10 protein-coding genes and 2 tRNA genes are annotated in these 16,540 nt (G+C 71.6%); 2 read left to right on the top strand and 10 right to left on the bottom strand.

The genetic code is table 11. From position 1 onward, the window contains the following. Positions 1-2: 2 nt before the first annotated feature. The 3 genes from G6G98_RS04820 to G6G98_RS04830 are packed head-to-tail and all read right to left on the bottom strand — an operon-like array spanning position 3 to position 4,428. On the bottom strand, positions 3-1,454 hold the full coding sequence (locus G6G98_RS04820; RefSeq protein ID WP_164233485.1) for a CDP-glycerol glycerophosphotransferase family protein: 1,452 nt from the start codon (positions 1,452-1,454) through the stop codon (positions 3-5). Then, positions 1,451-2,704: a CDP-glycerol glycerophosphotransferase family protein gene (locus G6G98_RS04825; protein WP_164233483.1), complete on the bottom strand. Its 1,254-nt coding sequence runs from the start codon at positions 2,702-2,704 to the stop codon at positions 1,451-1,453. Before G6G98_RS04825 ends, G6G98_RS04820 begins: the two co-directional genes overlap by 4 nt. Positions 2,705-2,760: 56 nt before the next feature. Beyond that, positions 2,761-4,428 carry a S1C family serine protease gene (locus G6G98_RS04830; RefSeq protein ID WP_164233480.1) on the bottom strand — a complete coding sequence of 556 codons (1,668 nt, stop codon included), beginning with the start codon at positions 4,426-4,428 and terminating at the stop codon, positions 2,761-2,763. A gap of 98 nt (positions 4,429-4,526) precedes the next feature. Between G6G98_RS04830 and G6G98_RS04835 the strand changes: the two genes are divergently transcribed. Next, positions 4,527-5,744: an aminotransferase class I/II-fold pyridoxal phosphate-dependent enzyme gene (locus G6G98_RS04835; RefSeq protein ID WP_067350507.1), complete on the top strand. Its 1,218-nt coding sequence runs from the start codon at positions 4,527-4,529 to the stop codon at positions 5,742-5,744. Here G6G98_RS04835 and G6G98_RS04840 read toward each other — a convergent pair. The 5 genes from G6G98_RS04840 to G6G98_RS04860 all read right to left on the bottom strand — a co-directional run bounded on the left by G6G98_RS04840 (position 5,723) and on the right by G6G98_RS04860 (position 11,488). Then, positions 5,723-6,532, bottom strand: coding sequence for a carbon-nitrogen hydrolase family protein (locus tag G6G98_RS04840; RefSeq protein WP_164233478.1), 810 nt, complete (start codon positions 6,530-6,532; stop codon positions 5,723-5,725). The two genes, G6G98_RS04835 and G6G98_RS04840, sit on opposite strands and share 22 nt — an antisense overlap. 120 nt (positions 6,533-6,652) lie before the next feature. Continuing rightward, positions 6,653-6,726 (bottom strand) — tRNA-Met (locus tag G6G98_RS04845). A gap of 156 nt (positions 6,727-6,882) precedes the next feature. Then, positions 6,883-6,956, bottom strand: a tRNA-Met gene (locus G6G98_RS04850). A gap of 458 nt (positions 6,957-7,414) precedes the next feature. Next, positions 7,415-10,309, bottom strand: coding sequence for a UPF0182 family membrane protein (locus tag G6G98_RS04855; protein WP_067350500.1), 2,895 nt, complete (start codon positions 10,307-10,309; stop codon positions 7,415-7,417). Positions 10,310-10,396: 87 nt separating this feature from the next. Further along, positions 10,397-11,488 (bottom strand): YlbL family protein, encoded by a 1,092-nt coding sequence (locus G6G98_RS04860; protein ID WP_164233476.1) that lies wholly within the window; start codon positions 11,486-11,488, stop codon positions 10,397-10,399. Between the two features lie 117 nt (positions 11,489-11,605). Between G6G98_RS04860 and G6G98_RS04865 the strand changes: the two genes are divergently transcribed. Beyond that, a complete protein-coding gene (locus tag G6G98_RS04865; protein ID WP_164233474.1) occupies positions 11,606-13,066 on the top strand; it encodes a zinc-dependent metalloprotease in 1,461 nt (486 codons plus the stop codon). Positions 13,067-13,891: 825 nt separating this feature from the next. Here the strand turns inward: G6G98_RS04865 and G6G98_RS04870 are convergent. Further along, positions 13,892-15,613, bottom strand: a complete 1,722-nt coding sequence (locus G6G98_RS04870) for an ATP-dependent helicase (protein WP_164233472.1) — start codon at positions 15,611-15,613, stop codon at positions 13,892-13,894. Next, positions 15,610-16,527 carry an NAD(+) diphosphatase gene (gene nudC / locus G6G98_RS04875; protein WP_164233470.1) on the bottom strand — a complete coding sequence of 306 codons (918 nt, stop codon included), beginning with the start codon at positions 16,525-16,527 and terminating at the stop codon, positions 15,610-15,612. Before nudC ends, G6G98_RS04870 begins: the two co-directional genes overlap by 4 nt. Between the last annotated feature and the right edge of the window lie 13 nt (positions 16,528-16,540).

The raw sequence follows: 16,540 nt of genomic DNA on the forward strand, positions 1-16,540 counted from the left end.
GCTCAGCGAGTGACGTATCCCTGATCGAGGATGCGCGCGACCACCCGCTCGGCGGCCCTGCCGTCGTCACGGGTGTTGAACTGCGCGCGCCAGGCCGCGTACCGGGAAGCGTAGCGCTTCTCGTGCCCGGCGTCGCCGAGCGCGGCCACGAGCTCGTCCTGGTTCCGCACCAGCGGGCCGGGCGCCCTGGCGGCGAGGTCGAAGTAGAAGCCCCGGAGCTTCCCCCGGTAGTGGTCGAGGTCGGGCACGAGGAAGTACATCGGCTTGCCGGTGACGCTGAAGTCGAACATCACCGAGGAGTAGTCGGTGATGAGCGCATCGGCGGCGAGCAGCAGCTGCGCGGTCTCCGGGAATCCGGTCACGTCGATCACCCGGGCACCGGAGCGGTCCCGCCCGGTGTCGATCGTGCGGGAGTGGCCCCGCACCAGGATCACGGCGTCCGCCGCCCTGGCGAGCTCCGCCGGATCGACGAAGTCGACCATCTCCGCGCGATCGTCGCGCCAGGTGGGCGCGTAGAGCAGCACCCGCTCCCCCGCGGTGATGCCGAGCGCGCTGCGGATGGACGCCGGATCACCGGTGACGAGCGCGTCGTTGCGGGGATAGCCCTCCACCCAGATCGGACGCCCGAAGAACGCGTAGGCCTTGCGGAGGATGCGCTCGGAGTAGGAGTTCTGCGCGAGCAGGACGTCCCAGCGGCGCGACTCCTTGATCACCGCTGCCATGCGCCGCGGGTCGAAGCCCGGGCGGTGCAGGGCCAGCCGCTTCAGCGGCGTGCCGTGCCAGGTCTGGAGCACCTTCTGGCCCGTCTTGCGGGCGAAGCGGCGGCGCAGCCAGTCGTTGACGACGAGGAGCCGGGCCGCCGCGCGAGCACGCCACCACTCGGGGCTTCCCTCGACCACGGCCACGGCGCCGTCCGGCACGACGACGGACAGGTCGACGACGCTCCAGTACCGCCGTACCCCCGGGGCCTCCGCGGCCAGGGCACGGTCGATCGCCTGCGGGTTGCAGCCCACGCTGCGGCCGTAGAAGCTCTCGAAGAACACGGCGTTCTCGGTGCCACCTGCCTGGGCGACGTAGCGCTCCTCCAGGGTCGACTGCCCCTCGGGGGTCTCGTACACCGGATCGACGGGGGCGCCGATGTGCACGGTCGCGCCAGAGACGGCCAGGCGGACGCCGCTCAGCACGGTCGGGGCGATGACGAGTCCGTCGAGGTCGAGTCCGTCGAGGTCGGCTCCGCCGATCCGCAGCTCGTAGTCCCCCGCCGGCAGCGGCAGCTCCGGCCCGCCCCAGCGCGCGGCGCGCAGGGGGAAGGTCGCCTTCCACGTCTTCCCACCGCCGGTGATCCGCGCCGCGACGCGCGCGCGGGGTCCGATCAGGTCGGCGCCGGCCGGGCGCACGCCGTCCCCGGAGATGACCAGCGACTCCGTCGCCTCGTCGATCAGGGCCGTTGTCATGCTGCTCCCTTCGGCGCGGGGATGCCCCGCGAGCGAATCGCCTCGTACACGCGGCGGGTGTTGCCGCCGTCTCGGTGCGCGTGCATCTCCGCGCTGAGAGCGGCGGACCGTGCGGCCCGCTCCGCGAACGTGTCGTCGTCGCGAAGCAGGGTGCTCAGCTGCTCCAGCAGCCGCTCCCAGGTCTCCGCCGCGTCGGCACCGGCGACCTCCTCGAACCGGCCGTAGAACCCCCGGACGCGGGCGTACTCCTCGGCGTCCGGGGCGAGGAACAGCACCGGCATCGCCAGCAGACCCACGTCGTACGCCATCGAGGAGTAGTCGGTCACCAGCGCGTCGACGGCGGGGAGCGCCGGCGTGACGTCCGGGAGCACGGCGGAGCCCAGCATCCGCACTCGCCGCGTCGGGATCGGCGGCGCGTAACCGCCCTCCCCGAGGGGGTGGGACCGTACCAGGAGCACGGCGTCGTGCTCCTCGAGCACGCGGACGATCCGGACCCACTGCGCGGCGCTCGGCACGGCCGGGTCCGGGGCGCCGTCGCGCCAGGTGGGGGCGTACAGGACGGTCCTGGCACCCGGAGGCAGCGAGCCGACCGTGCGCTCCAGCAGAGCGGATGCCGCCGCACGGCGCTCCTCCGCCGAGCCGGCCGAGAGCACATCGACGCGGGGTTCGCCGGTCACGACCACGCGGTCGCCGCCCAGCCCGAAGGCGGATTCGAGGCGGCCGCGGGACCGGTGCGAGGCGGCGGGAAGCACGCGGATGCGCTGGGCGGCGCCGCGGTAGAGAAGACCGATGAGGCGTCGCAGCAGCGCCGCGCCGGGAACGGCGGGGACCTGCGTCGTCGCCGGCGAGTCGAGGCCGATCCGCTTGAGCGGGATGCCGTGCCAGAGCTGGACGATGAATGCTCCCGCGTTCGCATAGCGGTTCACGTCGCCGAGGCCGTGCGTGACGACGACCACCCCCGCCCTGGCGGTCGCCCACCAGCCGCGCAGTCCGCTCTTCGGCACGCTGCGGATGCCGAGGGCGGCGGCATCGCGCGCCTCCCGCTCGGAAGCGGTCAGCCAGATCGTGTCATGCCCTTCACCGGCGGCGAGACGCTGCAGGGCGAGGGCGCCGTCGCCGATGCCGGCTCCGCACCCGAACACCCATCTGCTGCCCCGCGGCACGAGCAGGGTGCCGAGTCGGCCGGCGGCGTACAGCGGGATCCGGAGCAGCTTCGCCGCGTTGCCGGAGCCGAAAGAGAAGGACGCCACCCCGCGAGCCTATCGCGCGGGTGGCGTCCTTCTCTGCGTGCCGGAGCCCTTCGCCGTCAGCCGGCGAGCTCCCCCAGCGTGACGTCGACCTCGTACTCCTTGCCGCCCCTGACGTAGGTGACGGTGGCGTCGCTGCCCGGGGCCGCCGCCCGCACCTGGGCGGTGAGGTCGCTGGCGCTGGTGATCGGAACGCCGTTGAACGCGGTCACGACGTCATCGGCCTTCAGACCGCCCTCCTCCGCCGCGCCGCCTCCGGTCACCTCGGCGATGTATGCGCCGGCGACGGTGGCGCCCTCGACGCTCGCGGCGTCGCGGACCGAGGCTCCGAGCAGGCCGTGGGTGGCGCTGCCGTCGGCGATGATCTCCTCGGAGACGCGCTGGGCGATGTTCGAGGGGATCGCGAATCCGATGCCGATCGACCCGGAGTCCTCCGAGCCGCCGGAGCTGGCGATGGCCACGTTGATGCCGATCAGCTCGCCCTTGCTGTTCACGAGCGCGCCACCGGAGTTGCCGTGGTTGATCGCGGCATCCGTCTGGATCACGGCGATGGAGATCGACTCCGATCCCTGCTGCGGGGTCGTGCCGGGGATGTCGAACTGGAACGGCCCCTCGCCCTCCTCAGGCGTCTCCTGCTCCTCCGGAGCGTCCTCGGCGGAGGAATCCGGCAGGGCGGACGACGCGATCTGGATGCTGCGGTTCAGGGCGCTCACGATTCCGGTGGTGACCGAGTTCGACAGCCCCAGAGGAGCGCCCAGCGCCACGGCGGTGTCGCCGACGTTCAGCTTCGAGGAGTCGGCGAAATCGATCGCCGTGAGGTCCTCCGCGTCCTTCAGCTTGATCACGGCGAGGTCGTAGATCGGGTCGGTCCCGACGATGGTCGCCTCGTAGATGCGTCCGTCGGAGGTGGTCACCCGGATCGTCGGATCCGCGACGGCCCCGCCGAGCGTCACCACGTGGGTGTTGGTGAGCACGTACCCGTCGTCGCTGATGATCACGCCGGAGCCGCTGCCGGCCTCCTGCGAACCCGCTACCTCGATCGTGACGACCGAGGGCAGCGCCTCCGTGGCCACCGCGGTGGTCTCGTTCACCGAGCCGGGGTTGTTCACCGTGACCGTCTGCGGTCCTTCCGCGACCCCGGTCGAGTTCTGGTTCGAGATGCCTGCCATGAGCGCTCCGCCGCCGAACCCGGCGACGCCTCCGACCAGCGCGGCCGCGACCACGATGGCCGCGAACTTCACGCCGCTGCGCGGCTTCGGGGCCTTCCCGTCCGCAGCGCCGGACGCGGGATCTCCGGGACCTCCGAAGCCGAACGGCGCTCCACCGGGGAGGGGCGTGGTCGGCTGCTCGCCGGGGCGGATGCCGAAGGCCGCACCGGGTGCCGTCGCGGCCGTGCCTGCAGGAGCGGACGGTGCCGGAGCCGACGGCGCAGAGTCCGACGGGGCAGGGATCGACGGAGCCGATGCGGCGAAGGACGGCGCCGAGGCGACGAGCGCGGCATCGCCTCCTGCCGGCCCGGAGGCGAACGTCGGCGGGAGCTGATGCCCCGGTGCCGGGGCGGAGGCCGCCTCGGCAACCGGCGCCGGCGAGGCGGAGGCCGCCGCGGCGGAGATGCTCTCGGTGGCGGCCTCCGTCGTCGATCCGTCGACGACCGCTGCTGCCTGCTCTGACGGCGCCGCGTCGTTCGACGCCGGCGCCGGGTGGTCCTGGGTGCTGTCTTCGTTCATGGTGTGCTCCTTCAACAACGCCCCTTCAGAGTGACGCCCGTGTCTGTGCGTTTCTTATGTCGAGGGTGAGTTTCCGCTATGGCCTTAGCCTGTTCTTCATGAGTGTCATTCCCGGCGCATGGCGGCGCACGGCGGCAGGCGCAGGACTCCTCGCGGCAGACGGATCCGCCCGGCCCACCATCTTCGCAGAGATGTCGGCGGCGGCGGTCCGCACCGGCGCGGTCAACCTGGGTCAGGGGTTCCCCGACGAGGACGGACCCGCCGAGGTGCTGGAGGCCGCACGCGCGGCCATCGCCGGCGGCGCGAACCAGTACCCGCCGGGACGCGGCGTGCCCGACCTGCTCTCCGCGATCAGCGAGCACCAGCGGCGCTTCTACGGGCTCGAGGTCGATCCCGCGACCGAGGTCATCGTCACGGCCGGCGCGACCGAGGCGCTCACGGCGACGCTGCTGGCCCTCATCGACGGCCCGGACGACGAGGTCGTCGTGTTCGAGCCCTACTACGACTCCTACGCGGCCGCGGTCGCCCTCGCCGGAGCGCGACTGGTCACCGTGCCGCTGCACGCGCCGGACTTCCAGCCCGACCTCGAGCGCCTGGCCGCGGCCGTCGGCGATCGCACGAGGATCATCCTCGTGAACGACCCGCACAACCCCACCGGCGCCGTGTTCGGCGGCGAGGTGCTCGCCGAGGTCGTCCGGCTGGCGGAGCTCCACGACGCCGTCATCGTGACCGACGAGGTCTACGAGCATCTGTCGTTCGCCGCCCCGCACACCCCGATCGCCACGCTTCCCGGCGCCGCCGGGCGCACCCTGACGATCTCCTCCGCGGGCAAGACCTTCTCCACCACGGGCTGGAAGATCGGCTGGGTGCACGGACCCGCAGACCTGATCACCGCGGTGCTCACCGTGAAGCAGTACCTCACCTACGTGAACGGGTCGCCGTTCCAGCCCGCGGTGGCCGTGGGGCTGCGGCTCCCGGACGCCTACTTCACGGATGCCGCCGCCGCGCTGAGGCACAAGCACGAGATCCTCGGCGAGGGTCTCCGTGCGGCCGGCTTCACGGCACTGGCGCCGCAGGGCGGGTACTTCACCGTCGCCGACGCGACGGCGCTCGGCGGGACGGATGCCGCAGCCTTCTGCCGCACGCTCCCGGAGCGGGCCGGCGTCGCGGCGATCCCGCTCTCCGCATTCGTCGCCGAGTCCAGGCAGGGCGACTACGCCGGTCTCGTGCGCTTCGCCGCCTGTAAGCGGATCGAGGTGCTCGAAGAGGCCGCGTCGCGGCTCGCGGCGTTCGGTCAGGCGGGCGCGACCCGGTAGCGGCGCACCCGCAGCGACGGGTTGGCGGCGCGCACGCGCTCGATCGCCGCCCGTTCGACGACAGCGGTGGCGATCCCGTCGGCTGCGCCGACGCCGGCGATGACCACGCCCTGCGGGTCCAGGACCTGCGAGTGCCCGACGCCGATCGGGGCCGGATGGTCGGCGGCGACGACATAGGCGGTGTTCTCGATCGCCCTGGCCGCCAGCAGGGTCGTCCAGTGGTGCTCCTTGAGCGGCCCGCGAACCCACTCGGCAGGGACCACGAGCGCATCGGCGCCGGCATCCATCAGGGTGCGGGCGACCTCGGGGAAGCGGAGGTCGTAACACGTCATCAGGCCGAACCGGATTCCGGCCACGTCGAAGACCGCTGCGCCACCGAGTTCTCCGGCCTCGATCCAGTCCGACTCGGTCTGCCCGAACGCGTCGTAGAGGTGCTGCTTCCGGTAGGTCGCGAGGATGCCGTCGCCGCGGACCGCCACGATCGTGTTCCGCACGCGCCGGCCGTCGCCCGCGCGCTCGACGAGTCCGGCCACGATGACCACGCCGTGGTCGCCGGCGAGCGCGCCGAGCGCGCCGACGAACTCCCCGTCGAGGTCCTCGGCGTTCGCCGCGAGCGTCGCGTCCATCGGATCGACGAAGTAGCTGGAGTACTCGGGGAAGACGACCACGCGCGCGCCGCGTGCCGCCGCCTGCGCCGTGAGCTCGGCGATGCGCTCCCGGTTCCCCTCGCGGGAGGCGGAGGGGGCGAACTGGCACACGGCGACGGGGACGGCTGCGGTCTCAGGCATGACGACATCCTCCCCCATCCGCGCACGGTTCGCGCCCTCCGGCATCCTCCGGCAGGCGCTCGACCAGCCCTCGCCGGACGCGAGAAGGCCCGATCCTGACGGATCGGGCCTTCTCTCTCGTTGCGGGGACAGGATTTGAACCTGCGACCTCCGGGTTATGAGCCCGGCGAGCTACCGAACTGCTCCACCCCGCGGCACGTCCACCAGCTTAGCGGGCCGGGTGCGCCGATTCCTAAAGCACCCTGAGAGCGGGCGCGTCCCGGGCGGAACGTCTGACTCCGGAGCACGCAACAGCTCTCGAAGCAAAAGGCTCCTGATCAGTTATTCCCTGATCAGGAGCCTTTTCTTTGTTGCGGGGACAGGATTTGAACCTGCGACCTCCGGGTTATGAGCCCGGCGAGCTACCGAACTGCTCCACCCCGCGGCACAAGGGATAGCTTATCACGGATGCAGAGGGTCCGCGAATCGCGCGCGCCTCTCGGTCCCCGACCTCCTCTGCGACGCTCCATCGTCGTGTCGGAACGGCAGTGCGCGGCGAAGCCGCCCACTGTATGCCGGTATCCGATCCTCGGCTCACCACGTCGCCTGCACGCGTCTGCCATGATGGCAGTATTCAATTCAATGCATTGGACTAAAGCCCGCGCCGGGGTCAGGGAAACCTCGGCGCGTGGGAGCACACGACGCGCCAACGGCCGCGCCGGGGCCCGCCGCACTGGGGTTCGCGGCTCAGGCGTCCCGCGTCCGCCTTGCGTCAGCTGCTCCTGATCGGAGCGTGCGCGCGGGACCCGCGGATCGCGCTCCGGAAGCGAGAACAGGCGGACGCCTGAGGAGCATCCGCCTGTTCTCGTGAATCCCGCGACCGGACGGTCCGCGGCGGGTGGGTCAGCCCTCGCCCGTCGCGGCGTCCAGTTCGAGCAGCGTGTTGACGGCGTCCGTCAGACGCTTGTCGGCTTCGGCGAACTTCGTCAGGTCGCCCTCCTTCAGGGCGGCTTCGCGGTCCAGCAGCGCCTGACGCGCTGCGGCCAGCGCCTCGGCCTGAGCATCCGTCGGCTCGGTCGGCTCCGTCGGCACCTCTCCGGTGCCGGGATCGGGTTCGGTCGGCTCGACCTCGTCGTCGCCGCCGGTGGCGCCGGCGTCACCGCCGAACAGTGCATCGAGCGCGGCGGTGAGGGTGTCCTCGAAGGCCACCTTGTCGCCGAAGGCGACGAGCACCTTCTGCAGGCGCGGCAGCTTCGTGCCCTCGGACGACTGGACGTACACCGGCTGCACGTACAGCAGTCCGCCGCCGACGGGCAGCGTCAGCAGATTCCCGTAGAGCACCTCCGATTCACCCTGCTGGAGCAGGTTGAGCTGCGGCACCACGGCCGTGTCGGAGTTGTAGGTGTTCTGCACCTGACCCGGCCCCGGCACGGTCGTGTCGGTGTCGATCTCCAGCATGCGCAGTTGGCCGTAGCCCTCGGCCTTCTCCCCTGCCTTCGACCCGGCATCCGAGTCCACGGCGAGGTAGCCCATCAGCACGTCGCGGTTGCTGCCGCCGGTGGCCGAGGGGATGAACGTCGAGAACATCGAGAAGCGGGGCGCATCCTGACCGGGCATCTGCATCGTCAGGTAGTACGGCGGCTGCAGCACGTCGTCGCGACGGGGGTCGTTCGGCGTCTGCCACCGGTTGTCCTGCTGCGCGAAGGAGCCCGCGCTGTCGATGTGGTACGTGCCGAGGATGTCGCGCTGCACCTTGAACAGGTCGGTCGGGTAGCGGACGTGGCTCATCAGGTCGGCGGACATCTCGCTGATCGGCTGCACGGTCGACGGGTAGACCTTCTGCCAGGCCTGCAGCACCGGATCCTCGTCATCCCACGCGTACAGCGTCACGGAGCCGTCGTAGGCGTCGACCGTGGCCTTCACGGAGTTGCGGATGTAGTTGATCTCGTCGATCGCGAGCGTCGGCGACGGGAGGTTCGAGTCGGCGATCGCCTCCGAGAGGCTCACGCTCGTCGAGTACGGGTACGTGGAGCTCGTCGTGTAGCCATCGACGATCCAGACGATGCGGCCGTCCACCACGCTCGGGTACGGGTCGCTGTCCAGCTCGAGGTACGGGGCGACCTTCTGCACGCGGGTCTTCGGGTCGCGGTCGTAGAGGATCTGCGAGTCCTCGTTCACGAGGTTCGAGAACAGGATCTGCTCGGACTGGAACTTCAGCGCGTACAGCAGCTTGGTGAAGGTGTTGCCGATCCGCGGTCCGCCGTCGCCCTCGAAGGTCGTCTTCGTCTCGCTCGATCCGTCCTTGCCGCGGGGGTAGTCGATCTCCACCGCATCCGCGCCGTCGGGAGCGCCGACGATGGAGTACTCGGGCGAGTTCTCGCCGAAGTAGACGCGAGGCTCGAAGTTCTCCTGCTCGGTCAGGAACCCCGACGTCGGGATGCCGCGCTCGAGGAAGACCGGCTCCCCGTCGCTCGTGCGCTGGTTGCCCGCCGCGGCGACGAGACCGTAGCCGTGGGTGTACACCGCCACCCGGTTGTTCCAGGTGTTGTCCACGCCGTCCATGTCGAGGTCGCGCACGGACACCACGGTGTCCTGCATCGCGCCGTCGATCTCATAGCGGTCGACATCCAGATCCTCCTGGAACTGGTAGTAGCCGCGGTACTGCTCGAGCTGACGGACGGTCGGGCTGATCACGGTCGGGTCGACGATGCGGATCGACGCCGTGGTCTCGGCATCCTCGCGCAGCTGACCGGCCTCGGCCTCGGTCTCGGCCTCGAACGCGGTGGTCTCCAGGTCGGCGACGCCGAAGGCCTCCTTCGTGCCGTCGATGTTCCGCTGGTAGTACTCGGCCTGGTAGGCGTTCTGGTTCGGCCGCACCTGGAAGGTGGTGACCGCCCACGGGTAGCCGACGCCGACGACGAGGGAGGCGACGATGAGAAGTGCGGTCGCCGCGAGCGGGAAGCGCCACCGGCCGATGACGGCCGTGACGAAGAAGAGCACCGCGACCAGCGCCGCGATGATCGCGAGGATCGCGAGACCGGGGATCGTGGCGTTGACGCCGGTGTACGCCGCGCCGGTGATGCGGTCGTCAGGGGCGACCAGGGTCTTGAAGCGGTCGAGCCACAGGCTCGCCGCCTGCACCAGCAGGTAGAGGCCGGCGATCACGGCGAGCTGGATGCGTGCGGGCTTGGAGATGCGCAGCTCGCCCTGCCCGATGCGCACGGAGCCGTACAGGTAGGAGACCAGCGCGGTCACCAGGAGCGACAGCAGCAGCACCGCCGAGACGAACGCGAGCAGGATCGAATAGAACGGCATCGCGAACATGTAGAAGCCGGTGTCCACGCCGAACTGCGGGTCGACGGCGTCGGTGGCGACGCCGTTCGCCCACAGCCAGGCGGTCTTCCACTGGCTGGCGGCGGAGAAGCCGGCGAAGAGGCCGAAGAAGATCGGCATGCCCCACATCGCCAGACGGCGCAGCGGTTCGATGACCTCCTGGTAGCGGTCCAGCTGCGAGCTCAGCCGCACGTACACCGGCCGGAGCCGGTAGGCGAGCTGGATGGCGACGAACAGGGGCACCGCCATTCCGAGGAAGCCGACGGTGAACATCACCGCCGTCGCGATCCACTGCGTGGTGAGGACGCCGGCGAAGCCCACCTGGTCGAACCAGAGGAACTCGGTGTAGAGCGAGGCGAAGACGAAGAACGCGGCGATCAGCGCGGCGATGATCGCCAGCGAGGTGCCGAGGATTCGCCGCGAGGCTCGAGGCGTGGCCGGATTCGGAGCGGAAGTCGAGGTCACCGTCCCATCCTAGGCACGCGCGCTGTGCCCCGGCTGTCATCCCTGTCACGGGGAGGTCACGGGCGCACGCGTCGCACCGGGCTGGGCTCAGCCCTCGGCGGTCTCGCAGCGAGGCAGCCCACCGACGTCCCCGCCGTCGGCGATGACCTCCAGCGCGTCCAGCGACTGCTCCAGCGTGGCCGTGCGGATCACGGTCAGTCCGTCGGGGATGTGACCCACGACCTCGTCGCAGTTCGATTCGGGGGCGAGGAAGTAGTCCGCCCCGGCGCCCCGCGCTCCGTAGAGCTTCTGACGGATGCCGCCGATGGGGCCGACGGTGCCGTCGGCCTCGATCGTGCCGGTGCCGGCGACCTCTTCTCCCCCGTTCAGCTGGCCGGGGGTGAGGGTGTCGATGATGCCGAGCGCGAACATCATGCCGGCACTCGGGCCGCCGACGTTGTCGAGCTGGATCGTCACGTCGAAGGGGAAGTCGTAGTCGGTGCGGAGCGTCACGCCGATCAGCCAGGTCGTCTGGTCGCCCTCGGTGTGCTGCTCCGGCGTCACCTCGACCGTCTGCTCCTCGCCCGCGCGGAGGACGGTGAGCTCGACGGCCTCACCCTCGGCATCCTGGATCGCCTGCCGCAGCTGCTTGGCGGACTCGACCGCCGTGCCGTCCACGGCGGCGATCACGTCCTCCTCCTCGAGCAGACCGTCTGCGGGCATGTCCTCGACGGCCTCGACGACGACGACCCGCGCACCGGTGTCATGCCCCAGCTCGGAGAGCGCCGCCGCGGTCGCCTCGTGCTGCGAGTCGACCATGAGCGTCGCGTTGCGCTCGTCCCGCTGCTCGGTCGTGACGCCTGCCGGGAAGACGGATTCCAGCGGCACGACCGCGCGCGACGAGTCCATCCAGGCGAAGGCGAGCTCGAACCAGTTCGGCGTGCGCTCGCGGTTGCCGACCACCTGCACGGTGGTGAGGTCCAGGGATCCGCCGGTCTCGTAGGTCTCCGCACCCTCGACGCTGATCAGGGGCACCTGCTCGCCGTCCGCACCCGCCGCGGTGCCGAGGGTGTCGTAGACCGGGCCCGGACGCTGGATCACGTACGGCGTCGGCAGGAAGGTCAGCACGACGAGCGCGATCAGCGCCACGATCAGCGCCCACACGCCCAGGCCGAGCTTCACAGGCCGGGTTCGGTCCACAGCAGTCCTCCGTCGTTCGCGAGCGGCGTACAGCGATCTGCTCGCCTCCGGGTCCGACGCCTGTCTCGATGACTAGCGTAGATGTCACGGCTACAGACGTGCTGAGAGGGCGATCCCATGGCAGACAACACCCCCGACCCCGAGGACTTCCAGGAGTTCCTCCGACGGATGCTGCCCGGCCAGGGCGCCGGCGACATCGATCCGGAGACGCTCCGGAACGCGTTCTCCGGCATGGAGGGCTTCCAGATCGACCCGGCCATGATGCAGACGCTCATGGCGCAGCTCCAGGGCGCGTTCGGCGCGGACCCGTGGGAGAACGCCCTCAAGCAGGCCCTGCACATCGCGAACCGCGACGGCCTCGGCATCTCGGACGGCGCCCGCACCTCGCTCGTGGACGCGTTCGCGCTGGCGAACCTGTGGCTGGGCGAGGCGACGACCATCTCCGACCTCGCCGAGAGCCCCAGGGCGATGACCCGCGGCGAGTGGGTCGAGGCGACCCTTCCGGTCTGGAAGGAGATCGCGGGCCCGGTGTCGACGAGCATCGCCGACGCGCTCACCAGCGCTCTGGACACCCAGGTGCCCGAGGAGATGCGGAGCATCGTCCAGGGCGCAGGCAAGCTCATGCGGGGCCTCGGCGGCTCGGTGTTCGCCGCCCAGTTCGGCCAGGTCCTCGGCAACCTGTCGCTCGAGGTGGTGTCCGGTGGCGACGTCGGCATCCCCGTGCTCCCGGCAGGGACAGCCGCGGTCATCCCGCAGAACCTCACCGCGTTCGGCGAGGGGCTGGAGATCCCGGAGGACCAGATCGCCCTCTACCTCGCGACCCGCGAGCTCGCCTATGCCCGCCTCTACCGGCACGCGAAGTGGCTGCATCTGCACGTGATGGCGCAGATCACCGACTTCGCCCGGGGCGTGACCGTGGACGTCGAGGCGCTGGAGGACGTCGCGAGCCGGCTCGACCCTTCGAACCCCGAGGAGCTGCGGGCCGCGATCGAGGGCGGAGCGCTGCTCCCGGCGCAGACCGAGGCGCAGCGCGAGGCGCTCGCCCGGCTGGAGAACCTCGTCGCGACGATCGACGGCTGGGTCGACGTCGTGACGGCGCAGGCGACCTCGCGGCTTCCCGACGGCGCCCGCATCGCCGAGGCGGCGCGCCGTCGCCGAGCGGTGGGCGGGCCTGCGGAGGACGCCCTGGGCGCGCTCGTCGGCCTGAAGCTGCGTCCGCGGCGCATCCGCGAGGCGTCGGCGATGTGGCAGGCGGTGACGGATGCCGTCGGCACGGCGGCACGGGATGCGCTGTGGGACTACCCCGATCTCATGCCGACGGCGGAGGACATCGACGATCCCACCGCGCTCGTGGCCCGTCTGCAGGCCGTGGCCCGCGGCGAGCAGCCGGTCGCCGACGAGTTCGACGAGGCTCTGGCCCGCCTGCTCGACGGCGACGACTTCTCCGGCGATGCCGAGGCGAACGACGCCTCCGGCGATGCGGCCGACGAGGACTCGGCCTCCGGCGACGAGGACTCGCCCTCCGGCGACGAGGACTCGGCCGACGACGGCGGCACCGGCGGCGACCGTCCGGTGTGATCCCCGGGGTCGTCGTACGGCAGTCCCGCAGTGTTCCTGCACAACCGCGGCGACCGGACGGAGTTGTCCACGGACCCCGGTTCCGGCCCCCGCACGGGTGCCGGAATGCGCAGAATCGGGGCATGCCGCCCCTGACTCCGAAGACCCTCACCCGCCTCGACCCCGCCGTTCCGCTGCTGTGGCGCGACGGGCGGACGATCCAGTTCGGCGACGACGGCGACCTCCGCATCGACGTCGGCGAGCCCTGGGTGGAGCCGCTGCTGACGCGCATGGCGACCGGATTCCGGCGGGCGGGGTTCGACGTGGTCGCCCACGCCGTCGGCGCGCCGCGGGACGAGGCCCGGATGCTGCTGGCGCGTCTCCAGGACCGGCTGGTAGACGACCCGGTCGCCCCGCGGGCGGCCTGGGTGGAGAGCATCGACATCGCGGACGCCCGCTGCGAGTACCGGATGCGGGAGGCGCTGGCAGACGAGGGGGTGCCCGGCGGAGACCGCGGCCGGCCCGATCATGTCGGGGTGATCCTCGTCGAGGGCGCCGCCGCCGCACTGCAGCTCGCCCGCTACCTGCGCGAGGACGTCCCGCACCTGCCGGTGGCGATCGAGCGGGGTCGCACCACCGTCGGCCCGCTCGTCCTCCCCGGCGCGTCGCCGTGCCTCAGCTGTCGCGACGGCCACGCGCGCGATCGCGACCCCGCCTGGCCGCGGATGCATGCCCAGCTCGTCGGGCGCGGCGCCGGCGTCATCAGCGCGGCGCGCATCGGTGAGGCGGCGACGCTCGCCGCGCGCCTGCTGCGTCAGCCGGATGCCGGAGGGGCGTCGGTCGAGGTCAGTGCGGACGGCGAGCGCGTGTGGCGCTCGGTGACGTTTCACGCAGAATGCCGGTGCCGCGACCTGTCGTCCCCATCTCCGCGAGGAAGCGCGACGGCGCCCGTTCCCCTCGACCGGCCGAGCGCGACCACGAGAGTGCGAGCGTTCGCGCGGCCCGCGTGACGCCGACGTAGGCGAGACGCCGTTCCTCGTCGATCGCCTCGAAGTCCGACGCGTACGAGATCGGCAGCGCCCCTTCCGCCCAGCCCGCGAGATACACGTGCGGCCACTCGAGGCCCTTCGCGGCGTGAAGGGTGGACAGCGTCACGGTGCGCATGGTCGGCTCGTGCTGGTCCTTCGCCCGTGCCATCAGCGCGTCGCTGAAGGTGCGCAGCGTCTCGTGCGGTCCGGCCTCCTCCGCCAGCCGGAGGATCGCGCGACGGGCCTCCCAGCCGTCGCGCTGGGCGCCTCCGGCGGCGGGCGGCTCCTCGGTGAGACCGAGCTCGCGCAGCACCCGCTGGACGCCCGGGAGGAACCCCTGCTCTGTGGGCGCGACGGCGGCGGCGCGCAGAGCCAGGATCGCCTGACGCACCTCCGGCATCGCGAAGAACCGGGTGCCGCCGAGGACCGAGGTGGCGATGCCCTCCGCGGCGAGCGCCTGCTGCAGCACCGCCGACTGCGCGTGCGCCCGGTAGAGCACGGCGATGTCCGCGGGTGAGGCGCCGGCCTCGATGCGCGCCGAGACCGACGCGGCGATGCCCTCGGCCTCCTCGCGCTCGGTGTAGTAGGCGGTCACGGTGGGGGCATCCGCGGTGAAGGTCTCGCGCGCGGGCACCAGCTCGAGCGCCCCCGGCCTGCCGCGCATCAGGGCGTTCGCCGCGGCGAGGATCGGCGCCTGGGAGCGGTAGTTCGTCTCCAGCCGCACGACCGTGGCATCGGGGAAGCGTCGCTCGAACTCGAGCAGGAACCGCTGCTCGGCGCCGGCGAAGGAGTAGATCGTCTGGCTGGCGTCGCCGACCACGCAGATGTCCCGGCGGTCGCCGAGCCACAGCTCGAGGAGGCGGTTCTGCAGGGGCGACACGTCCTGGAACTCGTCCACGGTGAAGTGGCGATACTGCTCGTGGACCGAGGCGGCGACCCGGGGCTCCGCCTCGAGCATGCCGGCGCAGGCGAGCAGCACGTCTTCGAAGTCGAGCTGATGCCGCTCGTCCTTCAGCGCCTCGTAGGCGCGCTGGAGCTCCGCGAGCTGCGTCTGATCCACGCCCGTCACGGTGCGTCCGAGAGCGGCATGCTGGTCGATGGACAGCATCGAGACCTTGCGCCATTCGATCTCCGAGGCGATGTCGCGCAGCGTCGCCGTGCTCGGCCGCAGCCGCATGGCGTCGGCGGCCTGCCCCAGCATCCGCACCTTGTTGTCGATGATCGACGGGGCAGGCGCCCCGGCGAGGGTGGGCCAGAAGAAGTTCAGCTGCGCGAGCGCCGCGGCATGGAAGGTGCGCGCGGCGACCCCCTCGACGCCGAGGGCGCGAAGACGACCGCGCAGCTCCCCCGCCGCCTTCGCCGTGAAGGTCACGGCCATCACGCGAGACGGCGAGTAGGCGCCGGTGTCGACGCCGTGGGCGATCCGATGCGTGATCACCCGGGTCTTGCCGGTGCCCGCGCCGGCCAGCACGGCGACCGGACCGCGGAGCACGGTCGCCGCCTCCCGCTGCCGTTCGTCGAGCGCCTCCAGGGCGCTCACATCGTCTCGCTTCGCTCGATCGGCACGGCGTATGCCTTCTGCTCCTCGTACCAGGCGGAGATCAGGGCGCGGGCGATGGACGCCGGTCCGGGCAGCCCCACCGGGCCGTCGCCGGCGAGCGCCGTGCCGATCTCGGCGCGGGTGAACCAGCGCACGTCGAGGATCTCCTCGCCGTCGGCCTGCGCCTCGCGCTCGTCGAGGGCGACCGCTCGGAAGCCGATCATCAGGGAGCGCGGGAAGGGCCACGGCTGCGACGCCACGTAGCGCACGTCGACGAGCCGCACGCCGGCCTCCTCCTCGATCTCGCGGTGGACGGTCGACTCCAGCGACTCCCCTGCCTCGGTGAAGCCTGCGAAGCAGGAGTACATCCTGCCGCCCCAGTTGGCGTTCGCGCCGAGCAGCAGCCGCTCGCCGTCCGCGCTCTCGACGGCGACGATGACCGCCGGATCGGTGCGCGGGAAGTGCTCGCGGCCGCAGGACAGGCAGCGTCGCGACCAGCCGGCCTGCCGCAGCTCGGTGCCCCCGCCGCATGCGGGGCAGAACGGCGCGTCGCGCAGCCAACCGCCCAGCGCGAGAGCCTCCACGACCAGTTCGGCATCCGCGGGTCCGAGGCGCGCGCCGATGTCGCGGAGTCCCAGCCAGGTCTCGTCCGGTGCGGCATCGATGCTGCCGGCCTCCGGCGCGAGAGCCGCGAGCAGCACGGCCGTGCCGTCCTCGTCTCGCCCGAGCAGCGCCCAGGTCGCCTCGGAGATCTCCGACGCCTCCACCCGCACCAGCAAGTCACCGGCCACCCGCACGCGCCCCTCGCGGACCGCGACGGCCCTCGTGGACGACTCGGCGCGGAGCCGGTCGATGACGCCGGGCTCCTCGCGCAGTGCGGCGGCACGGTCGAACGACGTGCGCGGAATGGTCATCGACTCCCTCTCT

It is taken from the genome of Microbacterium hydrocarbonoxydans (genome assembly GCF_011752045.1).
GTDB lineage: Bacteria > Actinomycetota > Actinomycetes > Actinomycetales > Microbacteriaceae > Microbacterium.

Coding starts and splice junctions, on each gene's coding strand:
- G6G98_RS04830 (WP_164233480.1), bottom strand. CDS start 4,428: ATGAACGAAGACAGCACCCAGGACCACCCGGCGCCGGCGTCGAACGAC.
- nudC (WP_164233470.1), bottom strand. CDS start 16,527: ATGACCATTCCGCGCACGTCGTTCGACCGTGCCGCCGCACTGCGCGAG.
- G6G98_RS04865 (WP_164233474.1), top strand. CDS start 11,606: ATGGCAGACAACACCCCCGACCCCGAGGACTTCCAGGAGTTCCTCCGA.
- G6G98_RS04820 (WP_164233485.1), bottom strand. CDS start 1,454: ATGACAACGGCCCTGATCGACGAGGCGACGGAGTCGCTGGTCATCTCC.
- G6G98_RS04835 (WP_067350507.1), top strand. CDS start 4,527: ATGAGTGTCATTCCCGGCGCATGGCGGCGCACGGCGGCAGGCGCAGGA.
- G6G98_RS04840 (WP_164233478.1), bottom strand. CDS start 6,532: ATGCCTGAGACCGCAGCCGTCCCCGTCGCCGTGTGCCAGTTCGCCCCC.